Below are 19,326 nucleotides of genomic sequence, written 5' to 3'. Positions count from 1 at the left end.
CGGTGTTTATAAAATCGATTGCAGTTATCTCAATTTTGACACGAAGCCGGGGCAACTGGCGACGGGTCTACCTTCGGGCAGAGCGTTGTCTGATCATTTGCGTCACAGGCTCAGTCCGCAAAGCGGTATCTCCTTTTTCGGAACCTGCGCACGATGAAAACACCGGTCTTTTATGATCCCTCCGGCAAGCGCAACAAGGCCACGCTGATGGGCGTGATCGCGCTGGCGGCGGCTGCCAGCCTGCTGTTTCTGGGCCTGATCTTGTCGGTGCTGTTCGTGCCGGTGCCGCGTCAGCTTGATCTGCATATGGAGGCCTCGCACGCGTCGCGCTGGAATTTCCAGACCCACGATGCGCGCCATCCGCATCGGTTTCGCAATCTGACCCGCCACGCAGATACGCCTCAGAAAATCATCGGCTTTTACGTGCCGTGGGACGACGGCAGCCGCGCCGCGTTTGAGTCCCACGCCAGCGATATGGACGTGGTGATTGGGGCCTTTGCCAGCGTCTCGGGTCCCCAAAACACCTATAGCTATCAGCCGGATGTGCGCTTTCATAAGGTACTGGCGGCGGCAAAAAAGGCGCCTGTTCTGCTGACCATGGTGCAGAACACCTCGCTCAAAGGCTTTGAGCGCGAAAATACGCGTCGCCTCCTGACGAATGTCACCGCGCGGACGCAGTTGCTGGCGCAGATCGAAGACACCCTTAAACAGGAAAAATCAGGCGGCGTTGTTTTCGACTTCGAAAATCTGGAGCCTGCCGCCCTCAAACCCTATCTCGCCCTTCTGAAAGAGGCCCGCGCGCGTCTGGGGGCCAGGGGATATTCAGTCACCGCCACCGTACCGGTCGATGACCCTGACTGGAACCTGTCCGCCTTTGCGCAGGCGACCGACAAACTGTTCCTGATGGTCTATGATCAGCACTCGATGGTTGATAAGGCGGGCCCGATCGCCGCGCAGGACTGGTTCGAGGGACGTTTGGCGGTGACGATGAAGGCCGTCCCGGCGGATAAGGCTATCGTCTGTATCGGCAATTACGCCTACGACTGGTCGAAATTCGGCACCACAGTCCTGACGGTGGGCGATGCCTGGTTGATCGCGCACGATTCCGAAGCGCCTGTCTCCTTCGACCGCGCCACCGGCAACAGCGGCTTTGCCTATCAGGAAAACGGCGTCAATCACGAAGTGTGGATGCTTGATGCCGTCAGCGCGTGGAATCAGCTGCTGGCCGTTCACGCCACTGATGCCTATGGCGTCGCCTTGTGGCGTCTGGGCTCGGAAGACCCCGGCATCTGGCAGGATTTTGCGCATTTTCAGGGCAAAACCACGCCCGATCTGACAACACTTAACCCCGCAGGCAATGTCGATGTCGAAGGGGCGGGCGAAATCCTGCGCATCAGCGCGACCCCTACATTTGGACGCCGAACGGTCGAATTTGACGCCCAGCGGATGGCGCAAAATCAGGTCTATCAGACCCTGCCCACCCCCTATGTCGTGCGCCGTACAGGCTTCAAACCCGGTTCCATCGCCCTCACCTTCGACGATGGCCCCGATCCGAAATGGACGCCGAAGGTGCTGCAAATCCTAAAGGCCGAACACGTTCCTGCGACCTTTTTCGTGGTAGGCGAAAAGGCGCTGGGCCACCCCTTCCTGCTCAAAACCCTGCTGGCTGAAGGGAATGAACTGGGCAACCACACCTATACCCACCCCAATATGGCCAATATCCCCGCCGAATGGGCGAAGGTGGAACTGAACTCGACGCAGCGCGTGGTCGAAGCCTATACGGGGCGCTCCCTGCGCTGGCTGCGCGCCCCCTATTTCGGGGATGCGGAACCCACGACCGAAAACGAACTGGCCCCGGCCCTTCTGGGTCAGCAGATGGGCTATACCAGCGTCGGGCTGCACGTCGATTCCGAAGACTGGCAGAGGCCGGGCGTACAGGCGATTGTGAACAATGTCCTGAAGGGCGTCGCCGACGGCGCTGCTAGTGCCGCGTCCGAGGCCTGCAAAGAAGACATCAACAACTGTCGATCGGGTCAGATCGTCCTGCTGCACGATTCCGGCGGTGATCGTCAGCAGACCATCGACGCCCTCCCGCACATCATCCGGGCCCTGAAAGCGCAGGGCTATCAGTTTACGACGGTGAGCGGACTGACCGACCTGCCTGCGGCACAGGCCATGCCTACCCTTTCGGGGAATGATCTGGCTGCCGTGCGCTTTGATGTCGGCATCTTCATGCTGCTGGCCTGGGGGGCGATTGGCCTGCAATGGCTATTTATCGCCGCCATTGTTCTTGGGGTTTTGCGCGCCCTCATCCTCAGCGTTATGGCCATATGGGCCGATTATAGTGGCCATATGGACCCGCCGGCCGAAACCGATGACGGCCGTATCGCCGACTTTGTTCATGCCCGGCAAGTCAGCGTCATCATCCCCGCCTTTAACGAAGCCCGCGTCATCGAAGCCTCGGTGCGCCGCGTCCTGACCAGCGTCGATGTTGATATCGAGGTGGTGGTGGTCGATGACGGCTCAAAGGACGAGACCAGCGCCATCGTGGCGCGCGCCTTTGCGAACGAACCGCGCGTCACCCTGATCACTCAGGCCAATGCGGGTAAGGCGACGGCGGTCAATAATGGCATCGCCAGAGCCAGAGGCGAAATCATCATCGCGCTCGATGCTGATACGCAGTTCGAACCGGAAACCATTGCGCGGCTGGTGCGTTGGTTCATCCGGCCTGAGATCGGCGCGGTGGCAGGCAATGCCAAGGTCGGCAATCGCTTCAACTTCGTTACCCGCTGGCAGGGCGTGGAGTATGTGACGGCGCAGAATCTGGAACGTACGGCGCTGGCGACCTTTGGCGCCATGATGGTCGTGCCCGGTGCGGTTGGGGCGTGGCGGCGTTCGGCCCTCGAAGAGGTCGGCGGCTATCCGCACGATACTTTGGCCGAAGATCAGGACCTGACCATTGCCATTCAGCGGCGCGGCTGGGCCGTGGCCTACGATCAGGACGCCGTGGCGTGGACCGAAGCGCCCGAAAGCTTCGCCTCCCTGATCAAACAGCGCTACCGCTGGGCTTTTGGTACGCTGCAATGCCTGTGGAAACACCGTCGTATTCTGAAAGAAGGCAAGCCGAAGGGGCTGGCACATATCGGGCTGCCGCAGGCGTGGATTTTCCAGATCGGCTTTTCGGTGATTTCCCCGCTGATTGATCTGGCCCTGCTGATCAATATTGCCGCTACCCTATGGACGATCAGCCAGCACGGACTGAACCAGACTGACGGCACCCTTGAGCGGATGCTAATCTACTGGACGGTGTTTGTGGCCATCGACGCCCTGTGCGGCTGGATCGCCTACATGCTAGAGCCGCGCGAAAAGCGCTATCCCGTCTTCTGGCTTTTGTCACAACGCTTCGTCTATCGTCAGATCATGTACTATGTGGTGCTGAAGGCGCTGGCCTCAGCCGGGCGCGGGCTGGCGGTTGGCTGGGGTAAGCTGGAGCGCAGCGGGCGCGTCGCCCCTGCATCAACCCCGCAAGGTTAAATGGCCCTCAGTTGCGGCGGCTGTCCGGCGCAGGGCAAAACCCTCGGCAGGTCGCGCCCAACGGCCGTGCTAGCCGGCAGGCCGTGCCCACGTTGCGCCATCAGTTCCATCAGATGGCGGGCGGTCACATAAAGCTCGCCTGAGGGCTCCGCCCCCATCACAAAGCGCGCCAGAGCGGTGAAGCGGTCCACGTCCTGCGTCTGCGCGTCGGTGAGCAGGCTCAGAAGCATCTCCTCGTCACGGGTCAGCGCGATCAGGCCCGGCCGTCCGATTTCCAACCGCCGCCGACCTTTGGCCAATGCCAGAAGCCAGCCGTGAAAGGCTTTCAGCCCTTCGGATGGCTCTGGACCAAAGGCGTGCCCGAACTCACGCTGCAACAGACGACACTGAGGCGAGCAGGCCACCGAGGTACGCAGCGCCCAGGTCAGAAAATGCTCGGCATAGCGTAGCTGGCGAAGGTCGCGCCCCCTTCCGGAAACCCCTTGGGACATGAGAAAACCGCCTCCTACGTGGATTAATAATTGCGAATAATTCTCATTAACATTATTGAGAACGAGTCGCAAATAGAAATCTATCGGAGCCGGAACATGAATCCTTGTCTTGAAAACTTGCTCTCAGAACCGATCGTGCAGTTATTGATGGAACGGGACGGCGTATCGCCCGCTGTTGTAAGAGACCTTATGCGACGGGTGGCTTTGCGACGGTCAGGCGCTCCAGACAGGCCTGCAACTCATCCGGCTTAAAAGGTTTGGAGAGGTACTCATTCATCCCGGCCAGCAAGCAGGCTTCGCGGTCGCCACTAAGCGCGTGCGCTGTCAGGGCAACAATGGGCACAGCCATGCGACCGGTTTCACGCTCCAGCGCCCGGATGCGGCGGGAGGCCTCATAGCCATCCATCTCCGGCATCTGAAGGTCCATCAGGATCAGGCCGTAACGTCCCGTTTCAAACGCTTCGAGCGCTTCCCGACCATTTTCGACGCGATCATGGGCATAGCCCATCTGTTCAAGAAAGAGGCTCGCCACCAATGCGTTGGCGGGATTATCTTCCACCACAAGAATGCGGATCGACCCCTCCCCTGCCTGCGTAACAGGCGACAGGTTTAACGGAAGGGCCGGGTGCGGTTTGGCCATGCGGGTGACTTCGGTGTTTATTATGTGATCCAAACGGCCCGTTGCGGACCGTCCGGCCTCAAGTGATCACACCACAGATAAGTTTTCCATTCGGAGAGGCTTAGCCCTGTTTCGCCTTCCAGGCGATATAGGCCTTCAGCGCGCTTTGCGGCCCGCTGCCAAACCACGAATAGCCGCGGCGGCGTTCCGGCTCCACGTCATTAATCGTATCGTGCAGGGTCTTGGTCCGGTTGCCAAAGATCGGCTTCATCGTTTTGAGATCGTAGTAGCGCGACCAGATCGGCCCGGCTCCCGGCTTATCGACCAGCAGACGATCCTTGCCGTCCGGCGTCTTCTCAAAGGCCTTGCCTTCGATCTTTGTGGCCTCCAGCGTCGCAATCCCGGCCACAATTGCCGTCTTCATCTCGACCGACGGGTTGGGTTGCTTCATCAGATAAACCAGCAAGGAGCCGCTTTCCGACGAACTCAACGACGGCATCTCGTAATTGCGGGCCGATGAGGGCATCAGGGTCAAGGCATCGTATTGCTGCGCCCACATGGTCAGCTTACCGTCGATCACAACCTGCGCCTTGAGGAAAACGGTCAGGGCGCGCTGTTCCGCCGCCAGCAGGCGCGCGCGCAGGTCGGCTGGCAGGAAACCAAAGCCCGTGTCACCACGTCCGGCATCGCCCACCAGACGCGACACCGAGATCATGGCGTTGTCATTCAGCGTCATGGCATCGTGATAGCCACCCATCAAAGGCCACACCTGCGGCCAGCCGCCATTAGGGAACTGCGCATTGAGCAGGTAGGTCAGACCGCGAATAGCGGCGTCACGATAACGGACGTCCTTCGTCGCGTTAAAGGCCAGCGCCAGAAACCGCGTCTCTGTGATCGTGGCCCCGTTGTCGATGGTGCCGACATAGCTCCAGCCGGGAACCGCCGACGTATCAAAATCTCCGGATGATCCGTTGTGCGGGGCGTTGTTGGCAACATAATGCTGCCCCGTCACGCGCGGCTCGGTATCACGCGGCTGGTTCTTGCCCCAGCCGCCGGCGGGCGTCTGAAAGCTGACGATATTGTCAGCCACCTTACGGCCTTCCGCCGAGGCATACCACTCGGCGGGTTTATCGAGCGGCATGGTCTTTTCGCCGTCGCCGGTTTTCGGGTCTGCAGGGATTGTGCTCAGGCCCTTGCGCTCGGCCATCAGCGCCGCCTGATCAGCGGCCAGTTGCGCCTGCGACCGCGCCAGATAATCAAGCCAGGCCGCCTGCTCCGCCGCGGGCGCGATTGCCTTGATACGCTCAGGACTGAGCGGTGGAAACGGGGTATTGACGCCAATCTGGGCCGCCTGCGCCAGCAAAGGCGCTGTGAACGGCAGGATGGCAAGGCTGGTGAGCAAGGTACGGCGGTGCATGGCATTTCCCCGAAAAGACGGTTGGCAGTGTCTGTTTTGGTTGGTCATATATGATACCGGTGTCAAACGTATGGCAATCCGAAATCCGTCGCGGAGCGCAAGTTTGATTTTACTCAGACAAATGGTGGGTTATAGTGCAGAAAAACAGCACAGGAGAGAGGCCATGCAGGGCTGGACGCGACGCGGAGTAACTGCCGCAGGACTGGGGATGGCCGTCGGCGTATCCGCTGCCGGGGCCGTGACGCCCGACCCTATATCCGCCACGCCCTTCCCTCTGTCTCAGGTGCGGCTTAAGCCGTCGATCTTCCTGACCTCCATTGAGGCCAATCAGCGCTATCTTCTATCGCTGTCGCCTGATCGTTTTCTGCACAATTTCCGCAAAGGTGCCGGGCTGGAACCTAAAGGCGAGGTCTATGGCGGCTGGGAGGCGCGCGGCATTGCAGGCCATAGTTTGGGCCACTACCTGTCCGGCCTTTCGCTGATGTACGCGCAGACGGGCAAACCCGAATTTCGTGACCGCGCCGCCCATGTGCTGAGCGAACTGAAGACCATTCAGGCCAAACACAGCGACGGCTATGCGGGCGGCACGACCGTGGGCCGTAATGGGCAGGAGGTGGACGGCAAGGTCGTTTACGAGGAACTGCGCAAGGGCGATATCCGCACCTCTGGATTTGATCTAAATGGCGGCTGGGTACCGCTCTATACCTATCATAAGGTGTTTGCCGGAGCGCTCGACGCGCATCAGTACGCCGGACTGGCCGACGCTTTGATCGTTGCAACGGGTCTGGGCGACTATCTGGGGACCATTCTCGAAAGCCTTAGCGATGCGCAGATTCAGGAAATTCTGCGTGCCGAACATGGTGGCCTGACCGAGTCCTATGCTGAACTCTATGCCCGCACGAAAAACCAACGCTGGCTCACCCTGTCACAGCGTCTGCGGCACCGCGCTATTGTCGATCCTCTGGCCGCTGGGCACGACGAACTGGCCGGCAAGCACGCCAATACGCAGATCCCCAAGATCGTCGGCTCCGCCCGTCTTTTTGAGCTGACGCAGAACGCCGACGACGCCCGGATCGCGCGCTTTTTCTGGCAGACCGTATCGCGCGACCACTCTTACGTCATCGGCGGCAATTCCGACCACGAACATTTCGGAGCGCCGCGCCAACTGGCCAGCCGCCTCGATCAGCAGACCTGTGAGGCGTGCAACAGCTACAATATGCTGCGCCTTACACGCCATCTCTATGGTTGGAGCGGCGATGCGGCCTTGTTCGACTTTTATGAGCGGACCCACCTCAACCACATTATGAGCCAGCAAGACCCGCAAACGGGCATGTTTACCTATTTCACCGGACTGGCTTCGGGTCTGGGGCGCGTGCATTCGGACCCAACCAACGACTTCTGGTGCTGCGTCGGATCGGGCATGGAAAGCCATTCCAAGCACGGCGAAAGCATATACTGGAAGCGCGGCGAGGGCGTGGCGGTAAACCTCTATTACGCCTCGACGCTTAATGCGCCCGAAACGCAACTCGAGATGGAAACCGCCTTCCCGCTGTCCGATCAGGTGGTGATCACAGTGCACAAGGCACCCAAAGCCCTAGATTTGCGCGTTCCGGGTTGGTGCGACACCCCCGTGTTGAGGGTGAACGGCAAGGCTGCGGGTGTGGGTCAGGGGGGGTATCTGCGGCTCACGGGCCTGAAAAACGGCGACCGAATTGAGTTGTGTCTGGCCATGCACGTGCGCGTTGAAGCCATGCCCGATGATGCCAAACTGATCGCCTTCCTGAGCGGGCCTTTGGTACTGGCCGGTGACCTTGGGCCATCGGATCAGCCTTGGGAAGGAGTCGATCCGGCACTAGTGTCCGATGAGACGGCGCCCCAACTGGTCGCTGCCGGTGGCCTGCATCAGTACCGATTGGGGACGCAAGGCAAGCCCGGAGACCTCAGTCTGCAGCCTTTTTTCCTGCAACACCGCAACCGCACGGCGGTCTATTTCCGCCGTTTCGGTAGCGCGGAATGGGTCGGCGAAGAGGCCGTGTGGCGTCAGGCGGCAAAGGACCGCGTCGATATGGCCGCCCGCACGGTGGATTCCATACGGCTGGGTGAGCAGCAGCCAGAAACTGATCACGCTTTTGATGGCACGCCGAATACGGCGACCATCACCCATATCGCTGAACGTGGGCGGTTGATTCAAAAGGGTTATCTGGCGTTTGACCTCAAAACCGCTGAGGGGCCGCTGGTGCTACAGGTCGCCTATGCCGGACGCGACCGCAACAAATCCTTCCGTCTGCTGGTCGAAGGGCAGGTGCTGGCGACCGAAACCTTGTCGGGTGAACCAACGATGGCGCGCAATGTCATTACCTACCCGCTGCCCGCTGCGCTAACAGCGGGCAAGACCAAGGTGCGGGTGCGCTTAGAAGCCGACCGCGATCAATGGGCCAACGTCTATGAGGCGCGGATTTTGAAAAGAGCCCCCGCGCAGACCACCTGAGACACGCGTGTAAAAGAGACGGTTGACTCCATTTTACAAATGTAGAATATATAATCTACAAACGTAAATTGGAGGAAATTATGCGCCTTTTGTCACTGTGTCTTGCCTCGGCATCCCTGCTCGCACCCGGCATGGCTCTGGCCGCACCGTTCACGCCCCTGACCATCTTTCAGCACGCCGCCATGCCGGTGCAGGTGCTGATCCTTGGCCTGCTGGCGGCCACGGCTGCGGCTATCGCGGTCTGTATTCGCAAACTGCTGCAGGGACCGAGTCTGGCGGGCAGTTCGGCCTTTCTCAAGGGGTTGAGACTAGGCGGGCCGCTGGCCGGACTCGTCGGGGCGGCTTTTGGAACACTGAACATGACCATCGGGCTGGCCAATGTGAAGACCGTGCCGCCCGTAGCGGTGCTGGCGCCCGGCTGGGCCGAGATCGCCTCGTTGATCCTACTGGGCCTAATCACCGGCTCGGTCGCGGTCATCGCCCACTGGGCGGTCGAAGCACGGATCGACCGCGCTGTGCTGGGGGAATAGGGCGTGAGTCTGCCCGCCATTACCGATGCGGAATCGGCAGTTCTGGCCGCTCTGTGGCGGCTGGGGCCCCTGCCCCCGGCGCGCCTGATCGCCGAGGTCAAGACGGGCCGGGATTGGGGCGATGCGACCATCAAGACTCTGATCGCGCGCTTGATACACAAACAGGCCCTGCACTCGCAACGCGAAGACGGCACCCTGCGCTACCATCCGCTGATCACCCGCGACGCCTATGTGGCGCACGAGATCGACAACCTGATCAAACGGACCTTCGCCAGTGACCGTGAGGCCTTCCGCCGCTTCATCGATGAGACCTTCTGAACCGTCAGTTTCTGCGTAACGCTCCCCGTTCCACGGACCTGACCAAACTGCGCCCTATCCCATTTTGGCGCCGCCGGACCTTTGTGTCCGGCGTCCTTGTTACAGGGTCACAACAACTTCGAACGTACCGGGCGTTTGCGGCAGTGGCAGCACATCGCCCGCTATCGGCTGACCGTCCAGCATCAAACCCGGCGGGCCGCCCCGGCGATAGGTGACGTGGTACGTCGACCCCCGGAAAAGGCGTGTCGCCCTAGCCTCAGCCCACTGCGCGGGCAGACAGGGCTGGATGCTTAAGCCTTCGCGCGTGCCTTTCAGGCCAAACAGGCCTTCGATCAGGCTGCGATAGACCCAGGCCACGGTGCCGGTGTTAAAAAGCTGCGAAGAGCGGCCCGCCGTGCGTGGGTGGGCATGGAAATCACCGCGGTAATAGTTGGGGATGAAGACCGGAAACTGACCGCGCTGCACGTAGTCGGCTTCATCCACTCCGGCGAGCATTTTGCGCATAAGTTCAAAGGCTTTTTCACCTTTCTTCACCTGCGTCAGGCTATAGATATAAAACGCCGCCGCGTGATTATAGACCGAGCCGTTTTCGGCCACACCAGGCGATTTTTGCGTCAGACGCCCGACATCTTCGCGCATCTTTGTGTAGGGGGGGCCCAGCATTTCGACGCCATAGGGCGTCTCCAGTTCCGATGCCACGGCGTGCACCATGCGCTGGGCCTGCGCCTCTGAAGCCGCGCCGGACAGCAGAGCAAAACTCTGCGGATTAAGATACAGTCGCCCCTCCGGATCGCTCTTGATGCCAAATGCCGCGTCATCGTCGGTGATCCCCCGCCCAAACCAGTCGCCGTCCCAAAGATGCGTGTTCATCGCAGCGTTCATCGCCTCGGCCTCGGCCGCCCACGGCTCGGTCTCTCCCGAAAGACGCACCCACAGGCGCAGGGCATAGGCCACGGCGAGGGTTAGCCAGCCGGATACCCCCTTGCCCTTCCAGCCGACCATATTCATCGGGTCGTTCCAGTCGCCCTGATCAATATAGCTCATCCGGCGATGGTCACGGGTCTTGAGCAACCAGTGCAGCGCCGCCTCCAGACGCGCCCGCACGCTTTGACCACCAACCTCCGCCTCCAGAACCGCATAATCGTCGGTCTCATCAAGATAAGCTTCGAGCAGGATAAACAGCCACACACAATGGTCCGTATGCGGCACCTGATTGATGAAGCTGAACTGCGCCCCGTCATAGAGCTTGATGCCGTCGGGCATCGAGCCGTCCGCATTCTGCTTCGATAGAGCATAGAGCAGCGACTCTCTGGCGCTGTGCGGACGCACAAACACCATGCCAAGCGCGTCCTGTAGATAGTTGCGCGTCTGCGGGTCGGTGGTCAGGCGGTTGGTATCGCCGTGATAATAGACCTGTCGCGCCAGCCAGCGGTTCATAAAGGCATCGAAATGCGTGTCCGGTGTTTCGATTGAAAGGACACCCCGCCCCTGTTCCACGTAGGCGCGCGCCTCCGTACAGACGCGCTCAAAGGCCTCGGCCCCCAGATAGGCGTCTTTCAGACGCGCCACCTCGGCCTCATCAAAGGCGGGACCAAAGACGAAATGCCAGACCTGCGTCTCATGCGCGTCCAGCGTCTGATCGAATTGCAAGACCGCCGCGGGTGTCTCATAGAGCGCTTCACCGCCCTTGAGGCCGCTGCGCAGCATATCCGGATCGCTCAGCCCTCCCTCGCCTTCAAAGTCTTCGCGCCGCGTCTCAAAGGCGTCCGCGAGGCGATCACACGTAAGGAAGGTTTTGTCTTTAAGGTGCTGGTTTTTAAAGTAATCATCTATCTTCTGATAGGCGGTCACCGAGCTGGCGATAACGGCATTCAGCCCGGCATCAAAGTATGCTCCCTGATTCATCCAGCTCATATAGCCGACCGGGAAATAGGGTACGATGCGCAGGGCGCGCTCTATATCCAGCCGGTTTCGGATTTCCAGCCGCCACAGTTCGACCGCCTCATCAACGGGCAGCACCAAGCTCCAGCGGATATCGAGTTCATCCTGTTCTAAAGCCCATTCGAGCCTTTCAGGATGCTGCGTAAAAGCAAACATCTTTGGCGCGCGCCGCACAGGCTCATGCGGCACCGAGAAATGTCGCTGACTGACCAAATCACGCACATAGACAAACCGCCCCGGATGATGGGCGTAGTGCGCCGTTTCCGGCAGCATGAAGGTCCTGCCCTCGACGACCGGCGCGTGGCTGTATTTGGCCGGTTCCGGCTGCATGTGCTGGGCCGTGACGAAGCCGCGACAGGTCGAGTGCAGCATCATCTTACGGTTCCATAGAAAGCCGGACGCGCGCGGCATGGCCGTGGCAGAGGTCAGGGTACAGGAATCAGAGGTCAATGTAATCAGGCGCATACCCGCTTCAAAACACGACAACGTTGTCGGGTCAAGCCAACCCGATGTTTAAACCGGCAGAGCTATGGCGTTTTTAACCTCTTCCAGCACCGCATAGGTGCGGGTTTCACGCACGCCGGGCAGCAACACCAGCGCGTCGCCCAAAAACTGCCGATAGGCCGCCATGTCCTTCACCCGCGCCTTGATCAGATAGTCGAAACCACCCGCCACCATATGACATTCCAGGATTTCCGGCTGGCGCGTCACGGCGTGGCGAAAGGCGTCGAACACATCTTCGGTCGTGCGATCCAACAGAACCTCGACGAAGATCAGCAGGGCACGATCCAGCTTGACCGGATCGAGAATGGCCATGGTGCCCAGAATATAGCCATTGGCCTTCAGACGCTTGACCCGCTCGAAACAGGCCGCCGGTGACACGTGCACCGCTTCAGCCAAAGCCTGATTGGTCATGCGCCCGTCCGCTTGCAGCAGACGCAGAATCTTGCGGTCGATCTCATCCAGCATGGCGTTTCCTGATCCGATTTATACAGAATATATGCATAAAGATGGCAATAATGCATAAATATCCTTCGGACAATTGACCTAAAATTCCAAGGACATTTTCCATAAACCAGGCATACTCTAAAAAGTTTCACATATGACCATCCCGGAGCCTCCATGACGCCTGCTGACGCCCGCGCCCGCATGATTGCCCTTCATCGCGCCCCTGAGCCGGAGGTGCTGGCGGCCCTGCTGCCCGACGCCACGCTCGATACCGCCATGCGTCAGCGGGTGATGGCACAGGCGCGCCTCATCCTTCAGGACCTCAAGGCGGCGCAATCGACCGGCTGGGTCAATCGCTTCCTACAGGTATACCGGCTGAATACGGCCGAAGGCGTGGCGTTGTTGTCGCTCGCCGAAGCCTATCTGCGCGTGCCCGATCCTGAAACGGCGAACCTTTTGATCCGCGACAAGATCGGCGATGCAGACTGGCGAGCGCACAAGGCGAAATCCGGCTCGGCTCTGGTCAATACGGCGACCTTCGGCCTGATCGTCACCCGCGCCCTGGTCGAAGACCCGCAACAGGCCGGCACGCTAAAAAAGCTGATCACCCGTATGGGTGAACCGGTCATCCGACAGGGCGTGGCCGTCGCCATGAAGATGATGGGGGAGGTCTTCGTCATGGGCCGCACCATTGACGAAGCACTCGATGTCGCCGCCAAACCCGAAAACAAGGGCTTCACCGCCTCTTTCGACATGCTGGGAGAGTCGGCACGCACCTTTGCAGACGCCGAAAAATACTTCTCCGCCTATGAGCAGGCGCTGGACACGGTCGGCCGTTCACCCAAGGGGACTGGCCATTCGATTTCGATCAAACTGTCGGCCCTGCACCCGCGTTATGAGGTCGCCAATCGAAAAACTTGTGTTCCGCAACTAATTGAAATGATCCGCCATCTGGCAGCCAAGGCCGCCGGCTACAATATGGACCTGACCATCGACGCCGAAGAGACCGAGCGCCTTATGATCTCGCTCGACATCATCGAAGGCGTGCTGCTCGATCCGTCCCTTTCCGGCTGGGACGGCCTCGGCATGGCGGCGCAAGCCTACGGCAAGCGCGCGCGTCCGCTGATTGGCTGGGCGCAGGCCATCGGTCAGGAGACCGGCCATCGCCTTAAGGTGCGTCTGGTCAAGGGAGCCTACTGGGATTCCGAGATCAAGCGCGCGCAGGTCGAAGGCCTCAGCGACTATCCGCTGTTCACGCGCAAACCGGCGACGGATGTCTCCTACCTCGCCTGTGCGAAGGATATGCTGGATGCCACACACATCTGGCCGGCCTTTGCGGGCCACAACGCGCTGACCGTGGCGACGATCATGGAGTGGGCCGGCGAACGTCGCGACTTTGAGTTCCAGCGCCTGCACGGCATGGGCGAAGGTCTGCATGAGCGCCTGGTGCGCGAATTGGGCTATAACTGCCGCACCTATGCGCCCGTTGGTGGGCATAAAGAACTGCTTGCCTATCTGGTGCGCCGCCTGCTGGAAAACGGCGCCAATTCGTCGTTCGTGCATCAACTGGCCGACCCAGCTGTCAATGAGGAAACGCTTTTGTCCGATCCCTCCGCCCACATCGCCGCCGTCGAAGGTCGCCCGCACCCGGCCATCGCCCTGCCCGCTGGCCTCTTCCCCGGTCGCATCAATTCGCAGGGTCTGGACCTCAACGATCAGACCACGCTTGATGCGACCTTGAGCGCAATTGCCGAAATCGGTGCGAAACCTCACGCCGCCACGGCGTTGGTGTCGGGTCAGGCGGTTAGCGGCACGGCCAGGGCGGTCGTGCGTCCCGCAGACCCGTCGCAGCCCATCGGGACGGTCATCGAAGCCTCCAGCGACGACGTGGCGCGCGCTCTTATTGCCGCCGATGCCGCCGCCGACCGTTGGGCCGCCACACCGGTCGAAGAGCGTGCTGCTTGTCTGGAGCGCCTCGCCGACCTGCTGGAGGCGCACCGCCTCGAACTGATGGTGCTGTGCGTGCATGAGGCGGGAAAGACGATCGGTGATGCCGTGGCCGAAATCCGCGAAGCCGTCGATTTCTGTCGCTACTACGCCGTTAATGCGCGCGAACAATTCCGCCCTGTGAGCCTGCCGGGGCCGACGGGCGAACTGAACGAACTGCGTCTTACCGGGCGCGGCACTTTCGCTTGCATTTCGCCATGGAATTTCCCACTGGCCATTTTCATCGGGCAAGTGACCGCCGCTCTGGTCGCCGGAAACCCCGTGGTGGCCAAGCCTGCGCCGCAGACGCCGCTGATCGCTTTCCGCGCTGTGCAACTGGCGCACGAGGCCGGAATACCGGCCGATGTGTTGCACTTCCTGCCCGGCGGCCCCGATGTCGGTGCGGCCCTGACCGCCTCTGCCGCCGTGCACGGCGTCGCCTTCACGGGTTCGACCGGAACGGCGCGCGCCATTGCCCGCAGCCTGCTCAGCGATGACAGCCGCCCGCTTGTGCCGCTGATCGCCGAAACCGGCGGCCTCAACGCCATGATCGTCGATTCCACCGCCTTGCCGGAACAGGTGGTCGGCGATGTGGTGACCTCCGCCTTCCGCTCAGCCGGTCAGCGCTGTTCGGCCCTGCGCCTGCTGATCGTGCAGGAAGATGTGGCCGATAGGATCATCCACATGCTTAAGGGCGCGATGGATGCGCTCGTTCTGGGCGACCCGGCGGATATCCGTACCGATGTCGGCCCGGTCATCGACGCCTCTGCGCACAATAAGTTACTTGCGTATCGCCAGTCGATGAAAGCGCAGTGGATTCATACGCTTGAAGCCCCGCATACCGGCCTGTTTGTGCCGCCGACCCTGATCCGCCTCAACGCTATCGAAGACCTGTCGCAGGAATGGTTTGGGCCCATCCTGCACGTCGTCAGCTGGAAGGCCGGGGAACTGGACAGCGTCGTCGCCCGCATCAATGCGCGCGGCTATGGCCTGACCATGGGGTTGCATTCGCGCGTCGCCGAAACGGCCGAACGGGTCAAGTCTCTGGCCAAGGTCGGCAACCTCTATGTAAACCGCTCGATGATCGGCGCTGTGGTCGGGTCACAACCCTTTGGCGGCGAAGGCCTGTCCGGCACGGGCCCCAAGGCGGGCGGCCCGCACTATCTGTTGCGTTTTGCCAGTGAGCGCACGGTCTCAGTCGATACGACCTCGGCGGGCGGCAATGCCACCCTGCTGTCTCTGGCCGAAACAGACATCTGACGCCCTTTATTTCGGAAGCCCCTTCTCCTGATTGTCCGTTTACGGCTTCGGGGGCAGCCTCATCTTATCGGATGAGGTTGCCCAAGAGGCCTGCTATGATGATCGACTTGAAGGTTCTGGAACATGCGCTTGACCGGCTGCTCTACGTCTATGCCACCGACGATGAGGCCGAAGGGGCCGTGGTGCGGGCGCTGGCCATACTGATCAGCGACCCTCTGCCCGACCTGACGGGTGAAGACATTACGCGCATCCACGCCTACATTTATCATGCCCTTCAGGGCTTTTACGCGCCGACCATAGACTACCGGGCCATTCGCCGCGAGTTCGTCACCGCGGTGTTAGCCGCGCGAAAGGGCAACTCGGTCCTGCGCCGGATGATTGCGTGAGTTGCTTTGAAAATCTGCCTGCCAGCCTTCAAGCGGGCCCACGCCTTAAAGCGCATTCTGAAAAGTATGCAACGGTTTTGGCTTCGCCGAACTCCGTTTCGGAATCAAATGCGTGACAAAACAGAATGTTAGAGGCAGATTTCGATTAAACCTGAACAAAATCCGCTCTAATGACAGCCGTTTCGCTGACGCCGACACAAGCAGCCTGAGTACACCGACAATCCCTTATCAATGAAAAATGTCTCAAATGTTACAATATCGACGTTCCATTACTCAAAAAACACGAAAACAACATTATCAAACTAATTTATTTCATTATCGAATATAACGATCATATTTTGAAATATACCATGCTAAAATTACAATATACAGATACGTATATATGGTATTTACACGACAGTTTATTGACGTATAGAGGGCAATCCTTTTCATTTGATACGTTCTCGCCGCTTCCTCCCCTTCTGCGGCGACATTTGGAGCGTATAAATGAAAAAAGTCATACCCGGACGCTATGGACTTAGCAGCGCCCTTTGCACCGCTCTGGCTCTGACCGCGCTGGCCGTGCCGCAGGTTCAGGCGCAAACCGCCAAAGACAAGGAAAAGGCGGACAAGTCCGAAGCCAAAGCCACAGAAGACACCGCCGTTCAGGAGGTTGTGGTCACCGGTTCACGCCTGCGTCGCACCGAATTCAACGCGACCTCGCCGGTGCAGATCATTTCGACCGAAAAGGCCGAGTTGGAAGGCGTGGTGGACACAACGCGCATCCTGCAAAGCTCCACCATTGCCGCCAGCGCCTCGCAGATCGACAACAGCTATACGGGCTATAACGTAACGGGTGGTCCCGGCGTCAACACCCTGTCGCTGCGGGGTCTTGGGGCCAACCGCACCCTGATCCTAATCAACGGTCACCGTGTCGGCCCGGCGGGCACGCGTGGTCAGGTCGGACCGGTGGATCTCAACACCATCCCCTCTTCCATCGTTGACCGCTACGAAATCCTGAAAGACGGTGCCTCGGCCATCTACGGCTCAGACGCCATCGCCGGCGTCGTCAACGTCGTGACCAAGAAGAAGTCCATTGGCGGCAGCTTCCGCGCCTTTGCCTCCGTGCCAGAGCATGGCGGCGGTGAAACCTATAATGCCAGCCTCAGCCAGTCGATCAATGAAGGCAAGTTCCACGGGCTGTTTAACCTCGACTATTACAAGCAGGAAGCGCTGCGCCAGGGAGACCGCGACTATCTGGCCTGCCCGCAACAGCGCATCACCTACGCTGACGGCACCCGTGCCGACGTGGTCGATCCGGCGACCGGTGACTACAAGTGCTATGGCCTCATCGCCAGCGTCCTCTATACGGGTAACTATTACGTCTTTGACTCGACCCAGGCGAACGGACTCAAGCGCGTCATCTATACTGGCACAACGGCCGATGAATCGCGCAACTCACGCGCTACCGCGCCCTATATGCAGGACCGCTACCTGTCAAAGACCGTCATTTCGCCTGTGACGCGCCGCTCGGTGAACTTCACGGGTGGCTATACCTTCGACAATGGCACCGAAGTTTATGGCGACTTCATGTACAACCGCCGCACCTCGCGTCAGGAGAGCTGGCGCCAGTTCTATCCGACCGTTAACACGTCGAACCCCAACAATATTCTGAAGGCCACCAGCTATCCCATCATCCTCATCCCTTATAATGTCGATCAGGACGTGCGCTATACGCGCGGTCTGCTCGGCATTAAGGGGGATGTGCCGGAGATAGGCTTCCTGAAGGGCTGGACCTATGACGTTGCGGCTCAGATATCGCTGAACAATTCCACCTATGGCTACGACTTCATCTACAATGACCGCGTCAACGCCACGGTGGGGGCCAGCGTCTGCAATACCGCGCTGCTGACCACGGCAACCAGTTGTCCTACAGGCGGCGTCAAGTATTATCGTCAGTCAACCGTCGAAACCGGCATCTTCTCTCCCGAAGAAACCGCTTTCCTGTTCGGTTATGAAAAGGGTAGCACCACCTATCGTCAGTCCTATGTCGAAGCCAGCATGTCGGGGGACCTGTTCACCTTGCCCGCCGGTCCGGTGGCCGCCAGCATCGGTGTTATGCTGCGTAAGGAGTATATCAACGATACGCCCGGAACTCAGGCGCAGAAGGCCAACTACTGGGGCCTGACGACAGCGGGCCAGACGGTCGGCAAGGACAATATCAACGAAGTTTATGTCGAATTTGGTGTTCCGGTCCTGAAGAACCTGCCGTTCGCCAAGACGCTGGATATCGCGGTTTCGAGCCGCTACAGCGACTACGACTCCTATGGCGAAAGCTCGACCTACAAAGCCAGTCTGAACTGGGCTCTTACGGACACCTTCCGCGTCCGCGGCTCAGAGGGCACCTCGTTCCGCGCGCCGTCACTGTATGAGCAATATCTCGGCAATCAGGTCGGATATTCGACGCAGTTGTCGGTTGACCCGTGCATTAATTACGGTACGTCGGCGACCATTTCGGAAACAGTGAAAACCAACTGCGCGGCTCTGGGGCTCAGCGGCACGTATGCCGGTCTGGGGTCCTCGGCTACGGTCTATACCGGAGGCGGAAAGGCGGCGGGCCTTCAGCCCGAAACCTCTGACAACCGCACGGTCGGCATGGTGTGGACGCCGAAGTTCACCAATGCCAGCGTGGCGATCGATTTCTTCGAAACGAAGATCAAAAACCAGATCACGACCTACGGGTCCTACAACATCGTCTATGAGTGCATGAACTCTGTCGGTATGTCGTCACCATACTGCTCATTGTTCACGCGCGACCTCACCAGTGGCTCGTCGACCTACGGCAGCGTTCGCACGATCCAGAACGCCTATGTCAACGTGGCCCAGCAGTTTATGCGCGGGTTTGATCTGACCTTTGCCTATAACCGTCGGTTTAACTTCGGCAATGTGTCGGTGTCCAGCCAGCACTCGTTTGTGCGCAAGTGGACCTATCAACTGAAGAACGCCTCTACGCCGACCAACTATCTCGGTTATGTGGGTTATCCGGAATATGTTGGTAACCTGACGGCGTCGCTGCGCCGTGGCACCTATACCTTCACCTATAGCGGCACCTTCGTGGGTGAAACGTCAGACTTCGACTATTACAAGACGAATTGTTACACCGGCACGCTGTTCGGCGTGGCCAATCAATCCTATTGCTATGATATGAATACCGAGTTTTACGCCAATCACACCCTTTCGATACGCAAGTCGTTCAATCAATGGAGTGTCATTGCTTCGGTGCGAAATGTTCTGGACGAAACGCCGCCGGAAATTTCCAACTACGGCGCAGCGCGTCTCGGCAATGCGGCCCTGACCAGCCAGTACGACCTTTTGGGACGTACCTTTACCCTGTCTATCGAACGTAAGTGGTAAACGCGGTCAGATAAA

12 protein-coding genes are annotated in these 19,326 nt (G+C 59.7%); 7 read left to right on the top strand and 5 right to left on the bottom strand.

Going from position 1 to position 19,326, the window contains the following annotated elements:
* The first annotated feature begins 153 nt into the window (after window positions 1-153).
* The gene (locus tag ASTEX_RS06555; protein ID WP_013478823.1) at window positions 154-3,534 is read left to right on the top strand and encodes a trifunctional glycoside hydrolase family 18/polysaccharide deacetylase/glycosyltransferase family 2 protein; all 3,381 of its coding nucleotides are present in this window, start codon (window positions 154-156) and stop codon (window positions 3,532-3,534) included.
* Here ASTEX_RS06555 and ASTEX_RS06550 read toward each other — a convergent pair.
* From ASTEX_RS06550 to pelA, 3 genes are all read right to left on the bottom strand, one after another.
* Window positions 3,531-4,025 carry a hypothetical protein gene (locus tag ASTEX_RS06550; protein WP_013478822.1) on the bottom strand — a complete coding sequence of 165 codons (495 nt, stop codon included), beginning with the start codon at window positions 4,023-4,025 and terminating at the stop codon, window positions 3,531-3,533. The genes ASTEX_RS06555 and ASTEX_RS06550 overlap by 4 nt on opposite strands.
* Before the next feature lie 187 nt (window positions 4,026-4,212).
* The gene (locus tag ASTEX_RS06545; RefSeq protein ID WP_013478821.1) at window positions 4,213-4,665 is read right to left on the bottom strand and encodes a response regulator; all 453 of its coding nucleotides are present in this window, start codon (window positions 4,663-4,665) and stop codon (window positions 4,213-4,215) included.
* A 100-nt stretch (window positions 4,666-4,765) separates the two neighbouring features.
* On the bottom strand, window positions 4,766-6,061 hold the full coding sequence (gene pelA, locus ASTEX_RS06540; RefSeq protein WP_013478820.1) for a pectate lyase: 1,296 nt from the start codon (window positions 6,059-6,061) through the stop codon (window positions 4,766-4,768).
* A gap of 163 nt (window positions 6,062-6,224) precedes the next feature.
* On the opposite strand from pelA, the gene ASTEX_RS06535 reads away from it, so the two are divergent.
* The 3 genes from ASTEX_RS06535 to ASTEX_RS06525 all read left to right on the top strand — a co-directional run bounded on the left by ASTEX_RS06535 (window position 6,225) and on the right by ASTEX_RS06525 (window position 9,397).
* Window positions 6,225-8,549, top strand: coding sequence for a glycoside hydrolase family 127 protein (locus ASTEX_RS06535; protein WP_013478819.1), 2,325 nt, complete (start codon window positions 6,225-6,227; stop codon window positions 8,547-8,549).
* Window positions 8,550-8,629: 80 nt separating this feature from the next.
* Window positions 8,630-9,079 carry a MotA/TolQ/ExbB proton channel family protein gene (locus tag ASTEX_RS06530; RefSeq protein ID WP_013478818.1) on the top strand — a complete coding sequence of 150 codons (450 nt, stop codon included), beginning with the start codon at window positions 8,630-8,632 and terminating at the stop codon, window positions 9,077-9,079.
* Window positions 9,080-9,082: 3 nt separating this feature from the next.
* Window positions 9,083-9,397, top strand: a complete 315-nt coding sequence (locus tag ASTEX_RS06525; RefSeq protein WP_013478817.1) for a BlaI/MecI/CopY family transcriptional regulator — start codon at window positions 9,083-9,085, stop codon at window positions 9,395-9,397.
* Between the two features lie 99 nt (window positions 9,398-9,496).
* Here the strand turns inward: ASTEX_RS06525 and ASTEX_RS06520 are convergent, their stop codons facing one another.
* Together ASTEX_RS06520 and ASTEX_RS06515 are read right to left on the bottom strand one after the other, a co-directional pair.
* A complete protein-coding gene (locus tag ASTEX_RS06520) occupies window positions 9,497-11,803 on the bottom strand; it encodes a GH36-type glycosyl hydrolase domain-containing protein (protein ID WP_013478816.1) in 2,307 nt (768 codons plus the stop codon).
* Between the two features lie 48 nt (window positions 11,804-11,851).
* Entirely contained in the window at window positions 11,852-12,307 is a 456-nt protein-coding gene (locus ASTEX_RS06515; protein WP_013478815.1) for an Lrp/AsnC ligand binding domain-containing protein, read from the bottom strand.
* A 153-nt stretch (window positions 12,308-12,460) separates the two neighbouring features.
* On the opposite strand from ASTEX_RS06515, the gene putA reads away from it, so the two are divergent.
* From putA to ASTEX_RS06500, 3 genes are all read left to right on the top strand, one after another.
* Window positions 12,461-15,532, top strand: a complete 3,072-nt coding sequence (gene putA / locus ASTEX_RS06510; protein ID WP_013478814.1) for a bifunctional proline dehydrogenase/L-glutamate gamma-semialdehyde dehydrogenase PutA — start codon at window positions 12,461-12,463, stop codon at window positions 15,530-15,532.
* 95 nt (window positions 15,533-15,627) lie between these two features.
* Window positions 15,628-15,918, top strand: a complete 291-nt coding sequence (locus tag ASTEX_RS06505) for a hypothetical protein (RefSeq protein ID WP_013478813.1) — start codon at window positions 15,628-15,630, stop codon at window positions 15,916-15,918.
* A 486-nt stretch (window positions 15,919-16,404) separates the two neighbouring features.
* Entirely contained in the window at window positions 16,405-19,311 is a 2,907-nt protein-coding gene (locus ASTEX_RS06500; RefSeq protein ID WP_013478812.1) for a TonB-dependent receptor plug domain-containing protein, read from the top strand.
* Window positions 19,312-19,326 lie beyond the last annotated feature (15 nt).

It is taken from the genome of Asticcacaulis excentricus CB 48, assembly GCF_000175215.2.
Classification (GTDB): Bacteria; Pseudomonadota; Alphaproteobacteria; order Caulobacterales; family Caulobacteraceae; genus Asticcacaulis; species Asticcacaulis excentricus.
Note: the sequence above shows the minus strand (reverse complement) of the source record. Positions and strands in the feature narration are given on the sequence as shown.